Source organism: Gemmatimonadaceae bacterium (genome assembly GCA_019752115.1).
Lineage (GTDB): Bacteria > Gemmatimonadota > Gemmatimonadetes > Gemmatimonadales > Gemmatimonadaceae > Gemmatimonas.
Genome location: JAIEMN010000010.1, coordinates 68,846 through 89,554, shown reverse-complemented (window position 1 = coordinate 89,554; position 20,709 = coordinate 68,846). Strand labels below are relative to the sequence as shown.

Below are 20,709 nucleotides of genomic sequence, written 5' to 3'. Positions count from 1 at the left end.
ACGACGAGTTCAGGGCGTGAATCGCCCAAAATCTTCCGGTCGCAAACTACCCAGATACCGCTTCAGTTCGTCAGCGCTGAGCTCCGAGGCACTCGGCGGCTCGGCGGCGCCGGTGCCCTCGTCCTCGTCGGCGTCGCTCTCCTCGACCGCGGTGAGGAGCAACTCCGGGGCGAAGATCGGCGCCGCGCAGCGCAGCGCGATGGCAATGCTGTCGGACGGGCGGGCATCCACTTCGACGAGGCCGGCGGGCCCGTCCACATGCATGGTGGCGAAGTAGGTGTTCTTCTGCACGTGTGTGATGGTCACGCGCCGAAGCGTGCCGCCGAGCCCGACGATGAGCGCCTTGCAGAGATCGTGCGTGATGGGACGCTCACGCTTGATGTCGTTCATGTGCATCACGATCGACTCCGCCTCAGGCTGGCCGATCCAGATGGGCAGCAGCCGTCGCCCGCCGCGTTCGCGAAGGATGACCACGTAGGAGTTCGTGGTGCTGTCGAGCCCGAGACGGGAAACGGTGACTTCGACCATAGTGCCAATGGTACCCCACGAACCGCCCGAATGCACACGCGGTCCCGTGCGCTGGGCACGGGACCGCGTGGGACCACCGGGCGATGCGACTTAGCGGATCGCCTTCTTCAGCGCGGCGACCCGGTCGGTGCGCTCCCAAGTGAACGTCGTGCGGGCGTTCTTGCCACGGCCGATCGTTTCCGGCGTGCGGCCGAAGTGGCCGTACGCGGCCGTGGCCTGGTAGATCGGCTTACGGAGCTCGAGGTCGCGCGTGATGCCGCGCGGCGTGAGGTCGAACACCTCGTTCACCGCCGCCTCGATCACCCGGTCGGGCACGGCACCCGTCCCGAACGTCTGCACGTACACGCTCACCGGCTCCGCCACGCCGATGGCGTACGCCACCTGCACTTCGCAGCGCTTGGCCAGCTTGGCCGCCACGATGTTCTTGGCCACCCAGCGGGCGGCGTAGCACGCCGAGCGGTCCACCTTGCTCGGATCCTTGCCCGAGAAGGCGCCGCCGCCGTGGCGGCCCATGCCGCCGTAGGTGTCCACGATGATCTTGCGGCCGGTGAGGCCGGCGTCGCCCTGCGGACCGCCGATTACGAACCGGCCCGTCGGGTTGATGTGCGTCTTCATGCGGCGCCCGATCATTGCCTCGGGGATCACCGCGTGGATGACGTCATCGAGGACCGCGCGACGGATCTTGGTGTTGCTCACCTTCTCGTCGTGCTGCGTGGAGACGACCACCGTGTCCACGGCAATGGGCGTGTCGCCTTCGTACACGACGCTCACCTGCGCCTTGGCGTCGGGGCGGAGCCACGAGTAGGTGCCGTCCTTGCGGAGCACCGAGAGCTGGTGCGTGAGCGCATGCGCGAGCTGAATGGGCATCGGCATGAGCTCCGGCGTTTCGTCGGTCGCGTAGCCGAACATCATGCCCTGGTCACCCGCCCCGCCCGTATCCACGCCCTGCGCGATGTCCGGCGACTGGCGGTCGATCGTGCTCATCACGGCGCACGTCTTCGAGTCGAAGCCGAAGGTCGCGTCGTTGTAGCCGATCCCGTCGATGGTGCGCCGCACGATCTCCGGCAGGTGCACGTAGGCCGACGTCGTGATCTCACCGGCAATGACGGCGAGGCCGGTGGTCACCAGCGTTTCACAGGCCACACGGGCCGCGGGATCCTCCGCCAGGATGGCGTCGAGGACGGCATCGGAGATCTGGTCCGCGATCTTGTCCGGGTGCCCTTCGGTCACGGACTCCGACGTGAAGAGATGGCGATCAGCCACGCGATTTTCTCGGGGTGAAGGTTGGGGGATGAGAGCGAAGGCTAGTTGGGACCGTTGCCTGGCGGCAACGGGTAGGGGTCAGGCGGGAGGATTGAGGGGGGAGTGGTCCCTCCCCCCGGCCTCAGGACTTGGCGTGGTGATCGAGCTCGGCGCGGAGGCGTCGACGCAGGAGCGTCTCGGCCTCGCGGGCGGTGCTGGCCGCCAACGCGGCTCGGGCGGCTTCTTCGGCCGCCGAGACCCGTACACTGCGAAGGACGCGCTTCACATCGCCTACGGCACGGGGGGCGACACTGAGCTGACGAATTCCGAGCCCGAGGAGCGCAAAGACGGCCAGCGGCTGGGAGCCCATTTCGCCGCAGACGCAGACTTCGATGCCGTTGTTCGCCCCGGTGGCCTGCACCTGCGCGATGAGGCGCAGGACCGCGGGATGGAAGGGCGTGTAGCGGGGGGCGAGGTTGGCATTGCCCCGGTCCACGGCCAGCGTGTATTGCACGAGGTCGTTCGAGCCGATCGACAGAAAGTCGACATCGCGTACGAGCGTGTCGCAGGCGATGGCGGCGGCCGGCGTTTCGACCATGACGCCGAGCGGCACATCGGCGCGGAACGGCACCCGTCGCTCAGCGAGCTCGGCGACGCACTCCTCGATGAGCTGGCGGGTCTCACGGACCTCGTCCACCGTGACCACGAGCGGCAGCATCACGCGCAGATCGCCGTGCACGGCGGCGCGCAGCAGCGCGCGAAGCTGCACCTTGAACAGATCGCTCTGGTCCAGACACATGCGGATGGCGCGCCAGCCGAGGAACGGATTGGCCTCGGTGGGGAAGCCGCCGATCGGGAGCTTGTCGCCCCCGATGTCGAAGGTGCGGATCACCACCGTCTGCCCCTGGAAGGCGGTGATGACGCGCTTGTAGGCCTTGTACTGCTCCTCCTCGTCGGGCATGCTGGCGCGCCCAACGACGAGGAACTCGGTGCGCATGAGCCCCACGCCCTGCGCGCCGCTCTTGGCGCCCAGTTCCGCCTCATCCGGGATGTCCACGTTGGCGCGCACGATGAGACGCACCCCATCGAGCGTGATGGCCTCGCTCTGGGCCACCTCACGCAACACGTCGGCGCGCCCTTCCTCTTCGGCCAGGCGATTCTGCGCTTCGGCGATTTCGAGCTCGGTGGGCGCCACGATGAGCGTCCCCTCGAGACCATCGAGGATGGCGGTTTCGCCGCCGCGCATCGCATTGAGCGCGTTGCGGACGCCCACGATGGCGGGCAGGCCGAGCGAGCGCGCGAGGATCGCGACGTGCGCGGTGGCCGTGCCGGCTTCGGTGACGATGGCCGAGATGCACTCGCGGTCGAGCTGCATCGTGAGCGACGGCGTCAGATCGTGCGTGACGAGAATCGCGTTGGCGCCGCGCGGCACATCGACGGGATCGTGATCGGGGAGGCCGAGCAAGATCGACAGGACGCGGATCTGCACGTCCATGAGATCGCCGACTTTTTCGCGCAGCATGGGCGCGGCGTGCCGCGCAAAGTGCTGGCGCCACTCGAGCAGCACGATATCGAACGCCTTCTCCGCGGCCAGATTCTGGCGGATGAGCGCGATGGTGCTGTTGGCGAGTTCGCGGTCGTCGAGAATGGACAGCTGCACATCGAAGATGGCTGCCTCTTCGGCGCCCACCTGGGCTTCGGCGCGCGTGCGCAGGAGGCGCAGGCGCTCACGCGCCTTCTCGAGGGCGCTGTGGAAGCGCTCGATCTCGCCCTGCACGTCGGCATCGGCAATGATCCGCGGCCTGACCTCGGGCACCTCCCATCGCAGGAGGTGCACCGGGCCCACGACGATCCCCGGCGATGCCGGGATGCCGCGGAGCACCGACTGCACTCAGCTCTCTCCGAAGCGCGACGCGACCAGCGCCGCGAGCGCATCGAGCGCCGCATCGGCGTCGGCCCCGGTGGCGCGCAGCGTGATGGTGGCGCCGCATTCGGCGGCCAGCATCATGACCCCCATGATGCTCTTGCCATTCACCTCGAGGTCATCGCGCGAGATGGTGATGTCGCACGCGAACTTGGACGCGGTCTTGACGATTTCCGCGGCCGGTCGGGCGTGCAGGCCATGCTTGTTCACGATTTGTACGGATCGTTCCGCCATCAACGCACCACCGAGTAAAGGATCACAACCGCCAGCAGCAGCAGCACCACGCGCCACCCCTCGGCACGTCCCTGCAGTCGCACGAGGAGTACCGCAAACAGCGGGGTCGCTACCGCGACACCCACCGGGACGGGCGCGAGCGGGTCGCCTCCGCCAATGGCCCGATGGACCGCCAGCGGCAGGGCCAATCCCCCCAGGACCGCTGATATCCGTCCAATGTAGCGAGGCCCGTGCTGGAGCACCGGATGGCCGAGCGCCTGCGCCACACGCAGACCGTAATTCCAGCCGGCGGAGAGCCCCCAGATGCGCAGCCCGAAGTGGCCGATGTTGTAGACCAGCAGGAACCCGAGGATGACGCCCAGTGGTGAGACACCGACGCCGAACAGGAGCAGGGCCAGGAGCGAGCAGGCCGGCAGCCAGGAGGCCCAGACGAGCCGGTCGCCGACGCTCCCCAGGGGGCCGCAGAGGGCCGTCCGGAAGCGCTCGATCCGGTTGGCGGGCACTTCCTCCAGCTCGACCCGAGCCAGCGCGCCGACCGCCAACGCGGCCAGATACGGGTGGGCGTTGAAGTAGACCGACTGCCGGGCCAGCGCCTCGCGATAGGCCGGGCCGTCCATGCCGCCGGGGAGGTCGCGCAGCGCCGGCTCCACGCAGAAGCCGATGCCGTTGCCCGACAGGATTTCGTAGTTCCACGAGCCCTGGATGGCGAGGCAGCGGAGCAGCATGGCGTTACGCCGGCTGGCCGTCAGCGGGCGCGTGGGGGGCAGTGCGGCCGGCCCTTCGACGGTGAACGCGGAGTTCAGCGTGTTCGTGAAGGTCGGGAAAAGCGCCGTAAAGCGTTCGGTGAGCCGGCTCATCGCATCCACCCGATCACGAGGAGCGTGCCCACGGCCAGCGAGACCAGAAAGAGGCGACGCGTCCCGCTGATGGCGTGGAAGTCCTTCCAGACTGCGGCCGCCGCGACACCAGCCACACCGGTGACGATCGCGGCGCGCACAATGTCGTCGCGCAGGTCAAAGCCGGCGCGCACGCGCGTCGCAATGGGCGACGCGAGCAGAAAGACCGTGCCCCCCACGAGTGCGCCGCGGATGAGATCGGCGGTCATGCCGAACACCTGCAGGCCGATCACCGTATTCCGCTGCCCAGCGGCCAGCTGGTCGAGACGCGGGCGCGCAAAGCGCGCGATGAGCTGGCGATGCTTGACCATGGTCCACCCGCCCAGCCAGGCGGCCCCGATCCCCACGGCCACGCTCACCGCGAGTGCACCGGCGTTGGGGAAGACGCCCCCGGGCGCCCCGCCCGCGGCAATCGCGCCGGCGGCGACGGAGGCACTCCCCCACTCCGGATAGCGCGAGGCGCCCACCGGCAGCGCCTCCAGCGCCAGACACTCGAGGACCGCGCCGCAGATGAGGCCGGCGATGGGCACCCCCGCAAAGGCGCCGCCGATCGTCGCGGCCACGATGGGACGCGAGATCATCGCCTGCGGAAAGCTCACGACGTCGAGCCCCACCACCCCGGCAATCAGGGCGAGGGGGAACGCATCGAGCAGCGGCGCCAGCCAGTCCATCGTACGAGGTCAGCCGACGTGCGTGGACGTCAGCAACTCGGCGAGCGGCACCGGACGCGCCGACGGCACATCCTGCGCGGTCACGTCCACGCCGAGTGCCGCGATCTCCCGCAGCCCCGCCTCTTCGGCGGGCGTCAGGAACACGTAGCGCAACCGGCCGGTGCGCCCCGGCTGATGATGCACCCCGCCAACGTTAACCGTCTGGATCCGGCCGGCGGCGGCGCTCACCAGACGCTTCATCGTCCCGATGTCACCCACCAGCACGAGCCCGGGCTCGGCCGACGCCTGAAAGTCGGGCAGCTGCTGCGCGGCTTCGCTGACGGTGCAGAAATGCACCGCCATCTCGGGCGGCACGCCCATGCGATAGAGCTCCTGCTCCCACTCACTCGCCGCGACGTCTTCGTCGACGAGCACGATGAACCGAAGCTCGAGCGGTTGCCCCCACCCGACCACGACCTGGCCGTGAATGAGGCGGTCGTCGATGCGATACAGCGCGATGGCCATGCGTAGAAAAACCGGTGATGCGGCGGGGCGTCAGACGCCGTGGGCGACCATGGACTGCTTCCCGCGCTCGATGGCTGCCTGCGCGGCGGCGACGGGGTCCTTGTCGTCCTGCAGCACGAAGTCGAGGATGAGCGAGAGGTTCACGCCGGTCACGAGCACGACGCCGGGGCGCTCCCGGAGCAGGCGCCGGACGGCCATGGTGCAGCTGCCAGCGGGAAGGTCGGTGAAGACGACCCGGGCCCCCGTTTCGTCGATGGCGCGCACGAGGCTCCCCTGGATGTCTTCCATGCACAGCCCGGCGTTGGACACGCCGATCAGCCGGTCGCCCCGCCCCGCGATCTGCTCGACCGCCGAGATGATGCCCGCGGCGAAGGTCCCGTGTCCGGCCACGATGGCCCGGACCTGCTGCTCGCTCACTATTCGTCGTCCTCCTGGAGGTACTGCTGCGCGTCGGAGCGCCGCCGCATCCGCCCCATGAGGCGTTCGTTGAAAGCGGTCGCCGCGTCGTACCCGCGATAATACCGCAGGAGGTGGTTCATCGCGATGACTTCGGCGATGACCGTGATGTTCTTCCCGGGATTGAGATGCACCGTGATCTTCGGGACCTCGACGCCCAGGATGTCCATGGTCTGCACGTCGAGCCCGGTGCGGTCGACCGTGGCGTTGGCGTCCCACTCCTCGAGCACCACCACCACCTCGAGGCGTTTCTGCTGGCGCACGGCATGAATGCCGAAGATGGCGGGCACGTCGAGCAGGCCGACGCCGCGGATCTCCATGAAGTGGCGCTGGAGCTCGTGCCCCTTGCCGATCAGCACGTCGTTGCCGCGGCGCGAGACGAACACGAGGTCATCGGCCACGAGGCGATGCCCGCGCTCGACGAGGTCCAGGACGCACTCCGACTTGCCGATGCCGCTGCGCCCCATGAAGAAGAGCCCCACGCCGTACACGTCGGCGAGCGAGCCGTGCATGGTGGTGGTCGGCGCGAACTGATCGGCGAGGAACGGCTTGATCAGGCGATAGAACTCAGCCGTCTTGAGCCGCGAGCGCAGGACGGTGAGCCCAGCCGCTTCGGCCAGGCGCATGAACGGCTCGGGCGGTTCGAGCCCCTTGGTGACGAACGCGCAGGGGATCGGAAAGCCGAAGAACTGTTCGAGGTGCGCCGCGCGCGTCGCCTCATCGAGCGACTGCAGGTAGGTGATCTCGGTTTCGCCGAGCACCTGAATGCGCTGGTACGGAAAGCGATTGATGTACCCGGCGAGGACGAGCCCCGGGCTGGATGCCTCGGGGCTCGTGATCTCGCGTTCGAGACCGGTAGATGAGCCGAGCAGCTCCAATTCGAGCGCGTCCTTCATGCGCTCGTAGAGCGTCCCGACGGTCAGGCGACGACTCACCCGGTGCGGTCTCCGTCCCGGCGCGCGCGACGGGTGCGGCGGGCTCGGGCGATTTGGGATTCAAGGCGCTGGACCGCAGTGGTCAGCGCTGGCGCGAAGGCGCGCGCATCGGCGTGAGCGAAGAGCTCGCGATGTCGGGTGCCACGCAGGACGATTTCGACACGACGGGTGGGCCCGTCGCCGACGAATCGTACGATCGCATTGGCCACCTTGGAAATGCGGGCGGCAATGCGGCGGACAGCCGACTCGGCCTGAGCGCGGAGCGTGTCGGTCACGTCCGCGTGGTGCGCGTGCAGGATGATCTCCATCAGCGACCTTCCTCCCTTCCCATCACCTCACGGAGATGGGCTTCGGTTTGGTCCGCGGCGTTCTGCCAGGTGAACCCCTCGGCAAAGCGCCGCGCGGCAATCCCCAGGTCTTCAACGAGCCCTCGCTCGTTGCTGAGGTGCCGCATGGCTTCCGCCATGGCCGCGACGTCACCGTGAGGCACGAGATATCCCGTCTCGCCGTGCTTCACCGATTCGCGAATTCCCGGAGAGTTCGACGCGATCACCGGAGTTCCGCTCGCCGCTGCCTCCAGATTCGTGATGCCCCAGCCCTCCTTTGGTGAAGCGAAGACAAACGCCCAGGCTCGTCGCAGCAGGGCGCACTTGGCAGTCTCGTCAACCCGACCTAAAAACCGTACCCGCGAGGCCACCCCAAGGGTTCCCGCGAGCCGTTCCAACTCCGGCCGGAACTCCCCCGCCCCGGCGATCTCCAGTACCGACTCTGGAATGGCCGCCGCGGCGAAGGCCTGTATGACGAGATCTACGCCCTTGTACTTCTTCAGGCGACCCAAATAGGCAAACGTGGGGCGATCCGCTCGCTGGGAGGGATCAGGCGTATACCCGGTACTGTCGATCCCTGGAAAAATCACCCGGATCTGGTCGGCCGGGATCCCCCGGCGGATCAGGTCTTCCTTGGTGCTCTCCGAGATCGCCTCAAAGGCGTAGCGCTTGTAGAACCAGGGGAGCGGCCGCTCGGCGAGCCACACGGCAGTGGCCAGCGGGGCGACGAGCTCCTGGAAGGCGGTCCCGCCAAACAGATGCGGGACGAGGCCGACCAGCTTCGGGCCACGCCAGGTCGGTGTGTAGATGGGGACCTTGTTGATGTCTTCGACCAGCACATCAAAGCCCCGATCCACGAGATGCGTATGCCAGTACCGGCGCGCCAGGAACGGAAAGGTCTGGCGGGTGCCCACGCGATGCACCTCGATGCCGTCGAGCGTGGCGCGCGGCGGACAGCCCGGCCATCCGCCACAGAGGAGCACGACCTCATGCCCCTTCGCGGCCAGGCGCCCGAAGATCTCGTGCAGGTGAATCTCGGCACCGCCCGCGAGGGGATTCTCGCGGCACTGCCAGTTGACGACGGCGATGCGCACCTGGCGTGCGCTGGTCAGAGCTTGCCGAGGCGACGCGCGTACGCGTCGAGCACGCCGTTCACGAAGCGCGCGCTGCGTTCGGTGCCATACCGTTCGGCGAGGCGCACCGCTTCCTGCAGCACCACCTTGACCGGCGTATCGCCGCGCGCGAGCTCGGCCGCCGCCACGCGCAGCACGCTGCGTTCGATGGCGCCGAGGCGCTCGAGGCGCCAGTTCGCCGTGACCTCGGCGATGGCGGCATCGAGTTCGGCGCCGCGCATGGCGACCGTGTTGACGAGCTTTTCGGCGAACGCGCGTTCATCGCTGTCGATGGCGAGATCGTCGAACACCGTGAGCGCGATCCGCGTGAGCTGGCTGAGGTCGCGCATGTCGGCCGCATACACGGCCTGCAGCGCCCGGGCACGGCCACGCGTTTCGACACGCTCCGCCTTCGAGGCGCGTCGCCCGGACCGACGGCCCACCACCGGCGCCAGCGGCTCCTGCATGGGCGTTTCCCAGAACGCGTCGTCGTGGAGGTTGGGCTTCGATTCGCTGGTCACGCGTCGTCTCCGTCGAACTCTGCGGGGAGGGCGCGATCGAAGAGATCGAGCATCTCGAGCGCGGCCAACGCCGCGTCTTCGCCCTTGTTGCCGTGCGCCCCACCGGCGCGCGCTTCCGCCTGCGCCATGTTGTCGGTGGTGAGGAGGCCGAGCGTCACCGGGACGTCAAAATCCCGTGACGCTTCCATGAGCCCGCGCGACGATTCGTTGGCCACGATGTCGAAGTGCGGCGTATCGCCGCGAATGACGGCGCCCACGGCGACCGCGGCATCGTAGCGCCCCGACGACAGCGCGCGACGCACGGCGACGGGCAGTTCCCACGCGCCCGGCACCCACAGCACGTCGATGTCGTCGAGCGCGACGCCCTTGCCCACGAGCGCGCTCACCGCGCCCTCGGCGAGCGCCGTCGTGATGCCCTCGTTGAAGCGGCTCGCGACGACGACGATGCGCCGACCTTCGCCCCGCGGTTCTCCGGAAAACTCAGCCACAATGATCTCAGATGGCGAAGAGGTGTCCAAGCTTGGTTCGCTTGGTCTCAAGATAGGAAGCGTTCTCACTGGACGGCGGCGCCTCGATGCGCACGCGATCCTTGAGCACGAGGCCATAGCCATCGAGCCCGACGAGCTTGCGCGGATTGTTGGTCAGGATGCGGATGGACTTGACGCCCAGGTCGAGCAGGATCTGCGCGCCGATGCCGTAGTTCCGGAGATCGGGCTTGAAGCCGAGCTTCTCGTTCGCTTCGACGGTGTCGGCGCCCTTATCCTGCAGTTCGTACGCCTTGAGCTTGTTGAGCAGGCCGATCCCCCGCCCTTCCTGGTCGAGGTACACGATGACGCCGCGCCCCTCGGCCTGGATCATCTGCATGGCCTTCTCGAGCTGCCAGCCGCAGTCACAGCGCTGCGAATGGAAGACATCGCCGGTGAGGCACTTGCTGTGCATGCGCACGAGCACGTCCTCGCCGTTGGTGACGTCGCCGTAGGCGATGGCGATGTGCTCGCGCTTGTCCACGTCGTTCTTGTAGCCCACGATGCGCCACTCGCCCCATTCAGTGGGGAGGCGCGCGTCGGCGACCCGATGCACGAGGCGCTCGTGCTGGAGGCGATACGCCACCAGCTGCGCAATCGTGATGAACGTGAGCCCGTGCTGCTTGGCGAACACTTCGAGCTGCGGGCGGCGCGCGGTGGTGCCGTCCTTGTTGAGGATCTCGCAGATCACGCCGGCCGGGCGACGGCCCGCCAGACGCGCGAGGTCCACCGCGGCTTCGGTGTGCCCAACCCGCTGCAGCACGCCGCCATCGCGGGCGCGCAGCGGATGGATGTGCCCCGGCACGCGCAGGTCGCTGCGCGTGGCTTCGGGGCTCACCGCGACGCGAATGGTCGTGGCGCGATCGCTCGCACTGATGCCGGTGGTGACGCCGTAGCTCGCCGCGGCGTCGATGCTCACCGTGAACGCGGTGCTCATCGCCTCGGTGTTGTGATCGGTCTGCATGACCAGCCCCAGGCGATCGGCCCAGGCGTTGGTCATCGCGAGACAGATCATGCCCTTGGCGTCGAGCATGAAGTTGACCATCTCGGGCGTGACCATTTCGGCCGCGCAGACGAGATCGCCCTCATTCTCGCGGTCCTCATCATCGGCGACGACGACGAACTTGCCGGCCGCGATATCGGCGAGCGCCTGCTCGACGGTGCCGAAGACCGGCTCGGTCGCCTCAACGTCCTGATCCTGCGGGTCCTGCGTCATGCGCGTACTCCAGAAGAAGCGGCACCCGCATAGGGCGCGAGCAGTCGCTCGACGTGCTTGGCCAGCACATCGACTTCGACGTGGACCTGATCGCCGGCGGTGAGCGTGCCGAGCGACGTGTGCCGCCGCGTGTATTCGATGATGGAGAGCTGCACCCCGGTGGGGAGCAGTTCGTTGACGGTCAGGCTCACGCCATTCACGGCGATGGAGCCCTTGTCGACGGTGAGCGGCCGAAGGGGGGCCGGGAGTTCCAGATCGATGAGCCAGGCATCGCCATGCTCGGCGGTGCGCAGCACGGTGCCCAGATCATCGACGTGGCCGAGTACCAGATGGCCGCCGAGGCGATCGCCGAGGCGCATGGCCCGCTCGAGATTGACCCGGGTGCCCGCGGTCCAGCCGCCGATGGTCGTGCGGCCGAGGGTCGTGATGACGGCGCCGACAGTGAACCAGCCGGCGCCATCCGCGACGCCGTGCTCGCGCACCGTGAGGCACGCGCCGTTCACGGCGATACTCTCGCCATCCGCGAGGTCAGTGTACCGGCACACAATGCGCAATTCGCGCCCAGCCGGCGTATCGGCGACCTCGGTAATGAGGCCGACATCGTCCACGAGCCCCGTGAACATCGGTGAATCAGTCTCCGGAAACAGCGTAGCGGGTCATCAGGTCGTCGCCGTACACGCGGCGCTCGAGCACCCGGAGCCGGGGCGCCACGGCGGCGCCCTGCGACGGGTAAGCGGCGAACGCCGGAACGGCGCCCGTCCCCAGAATGACCGGAGCCTGAAAGATAATCAGGTGGTGGACGAGGCCGGCATCGAGAAGGTCGGAGGCGACCACCGAGCCGCCCTCGACGAGCAGATGCCGGATGCCCTGCTGGCGGAGTGTCCGGAAGGCGTCGGCCACCAAGGGGGCGACGAGGATCTGCACCCCCCGGTCGGCCAGCGCCGCCTCACGGGAGGGCTGGCTGCCGTCGGTGATGACCGTGACCGGGATCTCGGTCGCCGTGCGCACCAGCTGCGACTCCAGCGGCAGCCGGGCGCGGCGGTCGAAAATGACGCGCCGGGGGGCCACACGGGGGGCCGGGGCGAGGCGGACGTTCAGGAGGGGGTCATCGGCCAGCGCCGTGCCGATGCCGATCCCGATGGCATCGGCGTCGGCCCGCAGATGGTGCACGGCGGTGAGCGCCGGCGGCCCGGTGATCCAGCCGCGCTGGCGCGTGGCATCGACGATGGCCCCATCGATGGACGTGGCCAGCTTGAGTGTGACGAACGGGGTGTCCGCGCCGCGGGCGGCGTGCAGGAACGGCGCGTTGAGCAGCGCGCCCTCGCGCTCACAGACGCCGCCGAGCACCTCAATGCCGGCCGCCGCCAACCGGGCGGCGCCGCCGCTGGCGATCGGATTGGGGTCGGCCACCGCATACACCACCCGGCGAATGCCGGCGGCGAGGAGCGCTTCACTACACGGCGGCGTCTGACCGTGATGATTACACGGTTCAAGGGTCACGTAGGCCGTGGCGCCGCGGGCCTGCTCGCCAGCGTGCGCCAGCGCATTCACCTCGGCATGGGCATCGCCATAGCGCTGATGCCAGCCCTCGCCCACCACCTGCCCATCGCGCACGATGACCGCGCCAACCTTGGGATTGGGCGACACCTGCCCCGCCCCGCGCTCGGCGAGCGCGAGGGCGAGGCGCATGAAGCGCTCGTCGTCAGAAGCGGGTGGCGAGACCAATCGACCCGTAGCGGAACCCTTCGTTGGCCCGATGGCCACCGAAGGTGTTGAGCCCGCCCTGTGCGTCGCCTTCACTGCTCCAGCCGAACTCGCCCACGATGCGCAGCATGGCGATGCCGAAGGACGCGCTGACGAACGCGGTGTTGCGCGTGATCTTCTGCCGCATGTTGGGCAGCGCCACCGAGGCGGTCACCGGCGTGCCGAGGACGGTCTCCTTCACGCTGCCGCCCATCGACGCCGTGGATTCGATCTCATCTCGCCCAACGCCACCGGAGAGCCCGAGGATGGCGATGCGCTTGCTCACGGTGAGGCGCAGCGCATTCGACGTGCTCGAGAGATCGCTAATGGTCAGCTGGTCGTCGTTCGGCGTGTACGCGACGTTCATGGTGGGCAGCTTGCGCCGCATGTAGCTCACGCTCACGCCCGGCACGAGACTCGATTCCTGCAGCGCCCCGACGCGCACCCCGTAGGTGAACGCGAGGTTCGATCCCGACGGCTTGAGCGACAGATCGTTCTCATCGACCGTGGGGAGATACGTCGCGCCGATGAGCGCATCGACGCCCAGCACGTTCGTGAGCCCGGCCGGCATGCCGGCGAACAGGCCGATCGCTGCTTCCGCCGTGGGTACCGGCACCGGCGTGCGCGAGGCCCCAAAGTCACTCGCCACGGCGCCGCCCGTCACGTTGATGGGCACCGCGTTCTTGGGGAGGAAGCCATCCACCGCCGTGGCGCGCACCGAGATGGCGCGCTTGCCCCAGCCACCCAACGTGCCGCCTTCGCCCAGTACGGGGTTGCCGCTCGAGAGCGCCACGCCAACCTGCGGCATCACGAAGCCGAACAGATCGAGCGCCTTGCGGCAGGCATCAGCGCCCGACAAGGTCGCCGGCGACGTCGCGCAGGCGCCGCTCGTGGTTTGGCCGAAGAGCGGCGACGCACCAACGATGGCCGCGGCGCTCAACGCGAGAACGAGGGGACGCCCCACGCGGGACGTCACGCGACGACTCCGTCGAGCCGCACCGCGCCGGTGCCCTTCACCACGCGACCGAGCTCCCATGCGGCGATACCGCATGCGGCGGCCCGCGCCGTGATGTGCGACACGTTCTCCTGCGCCGTGATGACGACCATGCCCACCCCCATGTTGAACGCCCGGAACATCTCGAGCGGGGCGACCTGCCCCGCTTCCGCGAGTACCCGGAAGACGAGCGGGATGGTCCACGTGGATGTGTCGACCGCGGCATCGAGTGTTTCAGGGAGCGCGCGGTTGAGGTTGCCGGGAAGGCCGCCGCCGGTGATGTGCGCCATGGCGTGGATATGGCCGAGCACGGGCTTGAGGCACTGCAGATACGAGCGATGCACCTTGAGCATCATGTCGGCCACGCTGGCGCCGCCCGCCTCGGGAAACGGGTCATGCACGCCCAGCTTGAGGCGATCGCTGATGATGCGACGCGCCAGCGAATAACCGTTCGTGTGGAGGCCGTCTCCGGCCAGGGCGATCAGCGCATCGCCCTCGCGCACGCGCGCACTGCCGAGCACCTGATCTTCTTCGACGATGCCGGTGATGAAGCCGGCCAGGTCGTAGTCGGGAGGCGTGTACACGCCGGGCATTTCCGCCGTCTCGCCACCGATCAGCGCGCACTCGTTCTCGCGGCAGCCGGCGGCCACACCGCCCACCACGCCTTCCACCACGGGCGGCTCGAGCTTGCCGAACGCCACGTAGTCGAGAAAGTAGAGCGGAATGGCCCCCTGCACGAGAATGTCATTCGTGCAGTGATTCACCAGGCAGTGGCCGATGGTGTCATGGCGACCGGCTTCGATGGCGATCTTGATCTTCGTGCCCACCCCGTCGGCGCTCGCGACGAGCAGCGGCGAGCGATACCCATCGGGTACCCGGAACATGCCACCAAAGCCGCCGAAGGCGCCGCGCGCCCCCGACGTGAGTGTGCTCTGCACGAGCTTGGCGAGGCGATGCTTCGCGTCGTCGGCGGCGTCGATGTCGACGCCGGCACTCCGGTAGTCGAGCGGACGATCGTTCGCGGCCGGCGTGCTCACGAGCCGAGCTCCGTGTCGAACGCCACGAGCTGACGGAATTCCTGCACGCGACGCTCGATGTCGTCACGCGTGATTTCGAGCAGCCGCGTATTGGAGAACTTCTCGACGGCAAACGAGCCCATCGCCGAGCCCACCACCACCGCGCGGCGCATGTTGCGCTCCGACAGATCGCCGGTGCGGGCGAGGTAGCCGATGAAGCCACCGGCGAACGAGTCGCCGGCCCCGGTCGGGTCGAAGACACTCTCGAGCGGATACGCCGGGGCGAAGAAGATGCTGTCGGGCGTGAACATGAACGCGCCATGCTCGCCCTTCTTGATGAGCACGTGCTTGGGTCCCTTCTCCATGATCCAGCGCGCGGCCTTGATCAGGTTGCTCTGCTCGGTGAGCTGGCGCGCCTCGCCATCGTTGAGCGTGACGAGATCGACGTGCTTGAGCAGCTCCACGAGTTCCGGGCGGCGCGACTCGATCCAGAAATTCATCGTGTCGCAGGCCACGAGGCGGGGCTTCTCGACCTGCTCGAGCACCTGCAGCTGCAGCCGCGGATCGATGTTCGCCAGGAACACGAACGGCGACGCCTTGAAGGCATCAGGAATCTTCGGCCGGAAGTGCGAGAAGACACCGAGGTGCGTTTCGAGCGTTTCGGCCGAGTTGAGATCGTGGCGATACCGCCCGCGCCAGCGGAAGCTCGTACCGGCCGCCTTCTCAACGCCGCTCAGGTCCACACCACGGGCGCGCAGCGCTTCGAGCTTCTCCATGGGATAGTCGTCACCGACCACGCCCACGAGCTGCACCGGCGCAAAGTGCGACGCGGAGCTCGAGAAGTAGTTGCCAGAGCCGCCCAGCACGTCGTCGGCCTTGCCGAACGGCGTTTCGACGGAATCGAGGGCGACCGAGCCAACGACGAGGACGGGGCTCGGGGTTACCGCGGTGGTATCGCTCACATGCGCTCCGGCGCAGACAGTCCAAGAATGCGCAACCCGGCGGCAATGCCGAGCTGCGTGGCGCGCGCCAGGACGAGGCGCGCCTGAGTAATGGCCTCGGGCTCCCCGAGGACATGATGCTTGTGATACCACGTGTGCGCCGCGCGCGCGGTCTCGAGCAGCCACCCGGCGATGCGGTGCGGCTCGAGATTGTCGGCGGCGCCCTTCACCATCGACGGGAAGTCGAGCAGCTGCTTCACCAGCTCCTGTTCGGCCGGCTCCACCAGCACGTTGAGATCGACACCCTGCCCGGTGACCGACGCGGCGTCGATCTCGCCCACGCGGAAGATGCCGCACATGCGGGCGTGCGCCATCTGCACGTAGTAGACCGGATTCTCTTCCGACTGACTGCGGGCGAGATCCACATCGAAGACGAGCTGCGAGTCGCCCTTCCGCATGAGGTAGAAGTAGCGCACCGCATCGCGGCCGACTTCGTCGATCAGATCCCGCACCGTCACGTACGAGCCGGCGCGCTTGGAGATCTTCACTTCCTCGCCGCCCTTCATCACCGTCACCATCTGGTGCAGCACGTAGTCGGGGTACCCCTGCGGGATCCCGATCCCCAGGGCCTGCAGCCCGGCGCGCACGCGGGTGGTGGTGCTGTGATGATCGGCGCCCTGCACGTTGATCGCGCGCGTGTAGCCGCGTTCGAACTTGGTAACGTGATAGGCGACGTCGGGGACGAAGTACGTGTAGTCTCCGCCCTTGGCCGCGCTCTTCTTCATCACGCGGTCCTTGTCATCGCCGAAGGCGGTGGTGCGCAGGAACAGCGCCCCCTCTTCCTCGTACGTGTAGCCGCTCTGCTTGAGCGCCTCGACCGTCTTGTCCACGCGCCCGTCGGTGTAGAGCGAGCTCTCGAGATAGTACGTGTCGAACTGCACGCCGAACGCCTGCAGATCGAGGTCCTGCTCGTGCCGCAGCGCCGCGACGGCGAACTGGCGCATGGCGTCGAGATCGTTGCCGGCGGCATCCTCGGGATGCTGCGCAACGTAGCGCTCGGCGATCTCGCGGATATAGTCGCCGTGATAGCCGCCCTCCGGGATCTCGAGCGGCGCGCCACCGAGCTCCCGCACGCGCGCCTGCGTGCTCTTGGCAAGGTTGGCGATCTGGGCGCCGGCGTCGTTGTAGTAGAACTCGCGATCGACGGTCCACCCCGTCCACTCGAGGAGCGTGGAGATGGCATCGCCGAGCGCCGCCTGACGGCCATGACCGACATGCAGCGGGCCGGTGGGGTTCGCCGACACGAACTCCACCACGACGCGGGTACCGTTGCCCGTGTTCGAGCGCCCCCACTGCTCGGGGTTCGCGAGGATCTGCAGAATGCCGCGCGCCTGAAAGCCCGGATCCAGCCGCAGATTGATGAAGCCCGGGCCGGCGATCTCGGCGGACACGACGCCGACGGCGCTCTGGTCGAGCGCGGCGATGAGCGCCTCGGCCACGTCGCGCGGCTTCTTGCCGAGCGGCTTGGCGAGGGTCATGGCGAGGTTGGTGGCCCAGTCGCCGAACGACGGGTCCCGCGGGCGCTCGAGGATGGGCGAAACGTCGTCGGGCGCGCCAAGCGAACGCGCTGCGCGCGCGAGCTCGGCGCGCAGGGCGTCGGCGTGGGTCACGGGTTGTGGCTCATGGAAAGAGACAGCACGAGGGCTGTCATTCGGCCTTGGCGGCCGGCGCGGCCGGCTTGGCCTCGCTCTTGGATTCGGACTTCGTGTCGGACGAGGCGGCGGGACGCTGATCCTTCTTGCCGTCCTTGCCGTAATCGGTGATGTAGAAGCCGGTGCCCTTGAAGAGCAGCCCGGCGCCGCCGGAGATGATGCGCGTGGCCACGCCCTGCCCGTCGGGCAGGTCGATGGACTCGGGGACTTCGCTGATCTTGAAGACGCGCTCGATGATCGTGCCGTCAGGGGCGCGGAACTCGTATGTCGGCATGGCTCGATGCGGGGGCGAATTCAGGGGTGACGCTAGGTAAAGCCAAACAGCTCCGAAAGTTAGCCGGAGCTGGAGGCGGGTTCAACCGGGGGCGACGGGCGGGACGGCTCAGGTCACGTACAGCACGGTGTCGCCGGGGGTGTAACTGACCGTCAGGCGCTGGAGGTCCGTGGTGCGCTGCGGGCTGGGCTGCCAGACGCCGGTGCCGTCAAAGAGGGCCCCGTGGTTCGGGCACCGGAAGCTGCTGTTGTTGACCACGTTCACCGTGGTCCCGGCGTGCGGGCAGCGCATCGAGAAGGCCAGGAAGCTCGAGGGGCCCGTGCGGGCCACGGCCACGGGGCCGCCGTTCACCGTCCCGACGCTACCGGCGACACCACCCACGTTGGCCAGGGCCGGCCAGCTGGCGAGCGTCACCCGGAGGCCGGCGGCGGTCACCGACAGGGTCACGGCCACCGTGCGCGCCGCGATGCCGGGGGCGCTGATGGTCACGTTGGCGGTGTAGGTCCCGGCGGCCAGGCCGGTCAACACCGGGCGCAGGGTGAGCGTGGCGGGGACCGTCGTCTGACTGAGGGTGGCGGAGAGCCACCCGGTCGCGCCTGCCCCGTACGAGACGCTCGTCGCGAGCCCGCTGATGGTGCCGCCCCCGCCATTGGTGAGCTGCAACGTCTGCGCCGCGACGGTGCTGTTCACCGCCCCGGTGAAGGCCGCCGTGGCCGCCGACACCTGCAGGGCCGCTACCGCGTTCGGATCGCGCACCACGAGCGAGACGGCGACCTGCTGGGGCCCATTGGTGATGCCGGGCGCCGTGAGCGTCACCGTGGCGTTGTAGGTGCCGACCGGGAGCGTCCCCCGGACCGCGCGAAGCGTGAGCGTCGCCGGTGCGCTCGCCTGATCGAGCGACACACTGAGCCACCCGCTCGGCTGGTTGCTGGCATACGCCAGCGAGACCTGCAGGCCACTCAGAATGCTGCCCCCACTGTTCGCCACCGCCACCGTTTGCGCCGCAATGCTGGTGTCGGCCACCAGGGTGCTGAACACCGCGGTGGTCGCCCCGAGCGCCAGCGCCGGCGGCAGCGGCGCCCCGCCCACGGTGATGGTGCCGTCGGCGTTCACGATCACGCCCACCGGCGACAGGTTGGTCGTCTGCTGGCCGCCCAGCCAAGTACCGTTGCTGTCGAAGCGCGCCAGATGATTCGGGCAGGTAAAGCCCGAGGACTGCACCTCCACGATGGTGCCCTTGTGCGGGCAGATCAGCGAGAGCGCGCGATACTGCCGCGTCCCCACCCGTTCTATGAGCACCGGGGATTCGCTCCCGCTCGTGATCACGGCACGCCCACCGATCTGCTGCAGCCCCGGCGTCGTATCGGGGTTGATGGTGAACGTCGTATTTGGGAACTCGGGGCGCACGTCGGGCTCGCTGATGACGCCATCGCCGCAGGCGACCGCGAGCGCACTCAGCGACAGCACGGAGGCCGACGCGAGGAACTGACGGCGGGAGCAGGCCGCGCACCCGCTTGCGGCGTGATCGGATGACGGCGATTCGGTGGGCGGGAGCGTGTCCATCGATTCCATGGCGAAGCGTGCAGGTGGACGTCGGGAGTGAGGCGCACAGCAGGGACCAACCGCAGACGAACGGTAGCACCCGGCGCCGCCGTTCCGCACCCCCTGTTTCATCGGATCTTCATGCGTCCCTCAGGGGTTTCTCATCAGCGGCCCGATGCCGAGGCCGTCGTTGTGATGCACATTGGCCCTTGATCGCCATGGCGGGCATGCCGCCCGTGGACCGTTCCGTGCCGTGGTCCGGCCCTGGAGCGATCCCCGCGGACCCTTCGCTCGACTCGTCACCCTGAAGCGCCGCAGGCCGGGCGCTGGAGCGCTTCCGTGTTCTCGACCTGTCTGTTCTGCCACGACAAGCTCGGCTCCAACGAGGTGCTGGAGAGTTTTCCCGTAGGGCGTCGCCTGGCCTTCGACAGTCGGCGGGGGCGCTTGTGGGTGATCTGCACGCGGTGCCGGAACTGGAATCTCTCGCCGCTCGACGAGCGCTGGGAGGCGGTCGAGCAGTGCGAGCGGTTGTATCGCGGTACGACCGTGCGGGTGAGTACCGACAACATCGGGCTGGCCACCCTGCCCGCCCGGCTTGATCTGGTGCGGGTGGGCACCCCGCTTCGCCCCGAGTTCGCGGCGTGGCGGTATGGCTCGCGTCTCACCCGGCGTCGCCTGCGCATGCCATCGCCGGCACAGTCGGCCAGTCAGTTCGCGCGCACGGGGGCCGCGATGATGGTGGGGGCCACCGCGTCGTTCGCCGAACTCGGGTTCACCCTGACCGGGGTGCGCCGCATTCGCGATCGGGTCGTCCGTCCGCTCGAGCAGATCGAGGCCCGGCTGCAATACGATCACGTGATGGCGCACGTCCGCACACCGGACGGTTTGCTGCGTCCGCTGCGGCTGAGTCACATCGCGCGGCTCGAGATTCTGGCGGCCGACGCGGACGCCCCGTGGACGCTGCGCATCGCGCACACCGAGGGGGTGACCGATCTGCCGGCGAGCGAGGCCGTGCAGGCCGCGAGCCCGTTGCTGGCGCGGCTCAATCAGCGCGGTGGGAGCGCACAGCAGATCCAGGAAGCGACGCGCCGTATCACCGATGCCGGCGACGCCGAGCGGTTCATTCGTGCGAGCAGCCACTTGCGGCGCGAGCGGCGGCGCAAGAATGCGATCTTCTGGGATGACAGCGTGGGGGTGCTGGGGCTCACGCCGACCGAGCGCCTCGCGCTCGAGATTGCGATGAACGAAGACGCCGAGCGGCAGGCGATGCAGGGCGAGCTCGAAGCGCTGGAAGCGGCCTGGCGGGATGCGGAAGAAGTCGCGGCCATCGCCGACGCGATGTTCCTCTAATCAAGGAGCGCCCGGACGCGCGACGAGCCGGGGTTATGGAGTCGGGTC

General features: G+C 68.4%; 23 protein-coding genes. 1 reads left to right on the top strand and 22 read right to left on the bottom strand.

Annotation, left to right across the window (positions count from 1 at the left end):
* Window positions 1-9: 9 nt before the first annotated feature.
* The 22 genes from K2R93_05355 to K2R93_05250 form a co-directional block, all read right to left on the bottom strand.
* A complete protein-coding gene (locus K2R93_05355; GenBank protein ID MBY0489247.1) occupies window positions 10-528 on the bottom strand; it encodes a bifunctional nuclease family protein in 519 nt (172 codons plus the stop codon).
* Window positions 529-618: 90 nt separating this feature from the next.
* Window positions 619-1,791 carry a methionine adenosyltransferase gene (gene metK, locus K2R93_05350; GenBank protein ID MBY0489246.1) on the bottom strand — a complete coding sequence of 391 codons (1,173 nt, stop codon included), beginning with the start codon at window positions 1,789-1,791 and terminating at the stop codon, window positions 619-621.
* A gap of 121 nt (window positions 1,792-1,912) precedes the next feature.
* A complete protein-coding gene (gene ptsP / locus K2R93_05345; protein ID MBY0489245.1) occupies window positions 1,913-3,661 on the bottom strand; it encodes a phosphoenolpyruvate--protein phosphotransferase in 1,749 nt (582 codons plus the stop codon).
* Window positions 3,662-3,928: an HPr family phosphocarrier protein gene (locus tag K2R93_05340; GenBank protein ID MBY0489244.1), complete on the bottom strand. Its 267-nt coding sequence runs from the start codon at window positions 3,926-3,928 to the stop codon at window positions 3,662-3,664.
* On the bottom strand, window positions 3,928-4,785 hold the full coding sequence (locus K2R93_05335) for a PTS system mannose/fructose/sorbose family transporter subunit IID (GenBank protein MBY0489243.1): 858 nt from the start codon (window positions 4,783-4,785) through the stop codon (window positions 3,928-3,930). The genes K2R93_05340 and K2R93_05335 overlap by 1 nt, the downstream gene beginning before the upstream one ends.
* Window positions 4,782-5,495, bottom strand: a complete 714-nt coding sequence (locus K2R93_05330) for a PTS sugar transporter subunit IIC (protein ID MBY0489242.1) — start codon at window positions 5,493-5,495, stop codon at window positions 4,782-4,784. The genes K2R93_05335 and K2R93_05330 overlap by 4 nt, the downstream gene beginning before the upstream one ends.
* 9 nt (window positions 5,496-5,504) lie before the next feature.
* The gene (locus K2R93_05325; GenBank protein MBY0489241.1) at window positions 5,505-5,999 is read right to left on the bottom strand and encodes a PTS sugar transporter subunit IIB; all 495 of its coding nucleotides are present in this window, start codon (window positions 5,997-5,999) and stop codon (window positions 5,505-5,507) included.
* A gap of 30 nt (window positions 6,000-6,029) precedes the next feature.
* Entirely contained in the window at window positions 6,030-6,416 is a 387-nt protein-coding gene (locus K2R93_05320) for a hypothetical protein (GenBank protein ID MBY0489240.1), read from the bottom strand.
* A complete protein-coding gene (gene hprK, locus K2R93_05315) occupies window positions 6,416-7,390 on the bottom strand; it encodes an HPr(Ser) kinase/phosphatase (protein ID MBY0489239.1) in 975 nt (324 codons plus the stop codon). Before hprK ends, K2R93_05320 begins: the two co-directional genes overlap by 1 nt.
* Window positions 7,387-7,698: an HPF/RaiA family ribosome-associated protein gene (locus tag K2R93_05310; protein ID MBY0489238.1), complete on the bottom strand. Its 312-nt coding sequence runs from the start codon at window positions 7,696-7,698 to the stop codon at window positions 7,387-7,389. The genes hprK and K2R93_05310 overlap by 4 nt, the downstream gene beginning before the upstream one ends.
* On the bottom strand, window positions 7,698-8,810 hold the full coding sequence (locus tag K2R93_05305; GenBank protein ID MBY0489237.1) for a glycosyltransferase family 4 protein: 1,113 nt from the start codon (window positions 8,808-8,810) through the stop codon (window positions 7,698-7,700). The genes K2R93_05310 and K2R93_05305 overlap by 1 nt, the downstream gene beginning before the upstream one ends.
* Before the next feature lie 14 nt (window positions 8,811-8,824).
* Complete coding sequence (nusB, locus tag K2R93_05300) at window positions 8,825-9,349, bottom strand: transcription antitermination factor NusB (protein MBY0489236.1); 525 nt, start codon at window positions 9,347-9,349, stop codon at window positions 8,825-8,827.
* Window positions 9,346-9,837 carry a 6,7-dimethyl-8-ribityllumazine synthase gene (gene ribH / locus K2R93_05295; protein MBY0489235.1) on the bottom strand — a complete coding sequence of 164 codons (492 nt, stop codon included), beginning with the start codon at window positions 9,835-9,837 and terminating at the stop codon, window positions 9,346-9,348. Before ribH ends, nusB begins: the two co-directional genes overlap by 4 nt.
* A 7-nt stretch (window positions 9,838-9,844) precedes the next feature.
* Window positions 9,845-11,089: a bifunctional 3,4-dihydroxy-2-butanone-4-phosphate synthase/GTP cyclohydrolase II gene (locus K2R93_05290; GenBank protein ID MBY0489234.1), complete on the bottom strand. Its 1,245-nt coding sequence runs from the start codon at window positions 11,087-11,089 to the stop codon at window positions 9,845-9,847.
* Window positions 11,086-11,712, bottom strand: a complete 627-nt coding sequence (locus K2R93_05285) for a riboflavin synthase (protein ID MBY0489233.1) — start codon at window positions 11,710-11,712, stop codon at window positions 11,086-11,088. Before K2R93_05285 ends, K2R93_05290 begins: the two co-directional genes overlap by 4 nt.
* A gap of 7 nt (window positions 11,713-11,719) precedes the next feature.
* Entirely contained in the window at window positions 11,720-12,778 is a 1,059-nt protein-coding gene (ribD, locus tag K2R93_05280; protein MBY0489232.1) for a bifunctional diaminohydroxyphosphoribosylaminopyrimidine deaminase/5-amino-6-(5-phosphoribosylamino)uracil reductase RibD, read from the bottom strand.
* Between the two features lie 13 nt (window positions 12,779-12,791).
* On the bottom strand, window positions 12,792-13,808 hold the full coding sequence (locus K2R93_05275; GenBank protein ID MBY0489231.1) for a hypothetical protein: 1,017 nt from the start codon (window positions 13,806-13,808) through the stop codon (window positions 12,792-12,794).
* Entirely contained in the window at window positions 13,805-14,863 is a 1,059-nt protein-coding gene (purM, locus tag K2R93_05270) for a phosphoribosylformylglycinamidine cyclo-ligase (protein ID MBY0489230.1), read from the bottom strand. The genes K2R93_05275 and purM overlap by 4 nt, the downstream gene beginning before the upstream one ends.
* Window positions 14,860-15,804 carry a bifunctional hydroxymethylpyrimidine kinase/phosphomethylpyrimidine kinase gene (locus K2R93_05265; GenBank protein ID MBY0489229.1) on the bottom strand — a complete coding sequence of 315 codons (945 nt, stop codon included), beginning with the start codon at window positions 15,802-15,804 and terminating at the stop codon, window positions 14,860-14,862. Before K2R93_05265 ends, purM begins: the two co-directional genes overlap by 4 nt.
* Window positions 15,801-17,453, bottom strand: coding sequence for an arginine--tRNA ligase (argS, locus tag K2R93_05260; protein MBY0489228.1), 1,653 nt, complete (start codon window positions 17,451-17,453; stop codon window positions 15,801-15,803). The genes K2R93_05265 and argS overlap by 4 nt, the downstream gene beginning before the upstream one ends.
* A gap of 37 nt (window positions 17,454-17,490) precedes the next feature.
* The gene (locus K2R93_05255; GenBank protein MBY0489227.1) at window positions 17,491-17,769 is read right to left on the bottom strand and encodes a hypothetical protein; all 279 of its coding nucleotides are present in this window, start codon (window positions 17,767-17,769) and stop codon (window positions 17,491-17,493) included.
* Between the two features lie 108 nt (window positions 17,770-17,877).
* Complete coding sequence (locus K2R93_05250) at window positions 17,878-19,332, bottom strand: Rieske (2Fe-2S) protein (protein MBY0489226.1); 1,455 nt, start codon at window positions 19,330-19,332, stop codon at window positions 17,878-17,880.
* Between the two features lie 318 nt (window positions 19,333-19,650).
* On the opposite strand from K2R93_05250, the gene K2R93_05245 reads away from it, so the two are divergent.
* Window positions 19,651-20,661 carry a hypothetical protein gene (locus tag K2R93_05245; GenBank protein MBY0489225.1) on the top strand — a complete coding sequence of 337 codons (1,011 nt, stop codon included), beginning with the start codon at window positions 19,651-19,653 and terminating at the stop codon, window positions 20,659-20,661.
* Window positions 20,662-20,709 lie beyond the last annotated feature (48 nt).